The following is a 1,790-nucleotide window of genomic DNA, read 5'->3' as shown; positions in this document are numbered from 1 at the left end:
CGGACCCTGTTGGCGAATTCGCGTGCGGGATCTTGTGCTGTTCTTCGAGACTTGCGAATTGGGGGCCGATGTCGTGGGCGTGAAAGGGACTGCGGTGTCGATGCGTCCGCGGCCGCCGTGTGGAGTGCCAGCTGAGACGGCGCGGGTGGCACGCGCCGCGTTTCCCAAGGGCAGTCTGGCCATCCGGATCAGGGACAAGCTGGGGGCGATCTTCCGGGACGAGGACTTTTCCGAGTTGTTCCCCAGGCGCGGAAAACCGGCCTGGCCACCAGGACAGCTGGCGCTGGTCCTGGTGCTGCAGTTCGTGGAGGGGCTCACCGATCGGCAGGCTGCCGAAGCTGTTCGTGCACGTATCGACTGGAAGTACGCGCTGGGCCTCGAACTGTCCGACGAGGGCTTCGACTTCTCGGTTCTGTCGGAATTCCGAGATCGGCTGGCGGGTGCGGACGGCGGACGGGAAGTCCTCGACGGAATCCTGGTGGCTGCCCGCGAGCACGGTCTCATCAGCGGCGGGGGCAGAGCCCGGACGGACTCCACTCGGGTCCTGACTGCGGCCCGTGCCCTGAATTGGCTGGAGTTCGTCGCCGAGACCCTGCGCTTGGCTCTGAACGCGGTCGCCCGCACCGCTCCGGACTGGCTTAACGACCACGCCCCCGACGAGTGGTTCCAGCACTACGCGACCCGGATCGACGATTCTCGCTTCCCGAAGGCCGCCACCAAACGCGCGCCGATCGGCCTGAGGATCGGCACCGACGGGATGCGGCTGCTCCGCCTGATCTGGGCACACGAGGCCCCGCACGAGCTGCGTCTGCTGCCGGAAGTAGAGGTCCTCCGCCAGGTCTGGGTGCAGCAGTTCCACCTTGTCGACGGCGAAGTGCGCCGTCGCCGCCCCGAGGACCACCCGCCAGGCAAGATCCGTGTGATCAATCCCTATGACTTGGACGCACGCGGCGGCTCGAAACGCGGCGTGACCTGGGACGGCTACAAGGTCCACCTCACCGAGACCTGCGGCACGCCTGATGCGCCGCACCTGATCACGAACGTACTCACAACGACAGCCCCCATCGCGGACAGCCGGATGAGTGCGCCGGTGCACGCCGGCCTCGCCCGCCGCGGCCTCCTGCCGGACGAGCACTGGGTCGATGCCGGCTACGCCAACGCCCCGGCGATGGCCCGAGCCCTGGACGACTGGAACGTCAGCCTTCACGGCCCACTCCAGCAGCCCACCATGACCCAGTCCCGCAACGGCAACTTCTACAGTCAGGACGACTTCACGATCGACTGGGACAACAAGCGGGCGACGTGCCCCAACGGTCACGTCAACAGCCAGTGGGCCACCGACCGATCCCACGAGGGACAGCCCGTCGTCCGCATCGCGTTCGCCCCTGCCAACTGTCGCGCCTGTCCCGACCGGCCCCGATGCGTCAGCCCGCCCAACGTCCGGCAGCGGAAGCTCACTCTGCGTCCTCAGGCCACCCACCAAACGCTCCAGCAGGCCCGGGTGCTCCAGCAGACCACCGACTGGAAGGACCGTTACAAGATCCGAGCCGGAGTCGAAGGAACCATCTCCCAGGCCGCAGCTCATGGACTGCGCAGATCCCGCTACCAAGGACTGAGGAAGACCGGGATCCATCATCAACTCATCGCCTCCGCCATCAACTTGATCCGCATCGACGCATGGCTCACCCACAGGCCCCGTGCCTGCACCCGAACCAGCCCCCTGACAGAACTCCGGGCCACCAGATGAAAACTGCACAAGATCCCGCACGCGAATTCGCCAACAGGGTCCG

The 1,790-nt window shown here is 66.7% G+C and carries 1 protein-coding gene; it reads left to right on the top strand.

Going from position 1 to position 1,790, the window contains the following annotated elements; translation table 11 throughout:
* The first annotated feature begins 94 nt into the window (after positions 1-94).
* Positions 95-1,747 (top strand): IS1182 family transposase, encoded by a 1,653-nt coding sequence (locus QIS96_RS37585; protein ID WP_282547384.1) that lies wholly within the window; start codon positions 95-97, stop codon positions 1,745-1,747.
* The last annotated feature ends 43 nt before the right edge of the window (positions 1,748-1,790 follow it).

Origin of the sequence: Streptomyces cavernicola, from assembly GCF_029968035.1 — a bacterium.
GTDB classification, from domain to species: Bacteria; Actinomycetota; Actinomycetes; order Streptomycetales; family Streptomycetaceae; genus Streptomyces; species Streptomyces cavernicola.
Note: the sequence above shows the minus strand (reverse complement) of the source record. Positions and strands in the feature narration are given on the sequence as shown.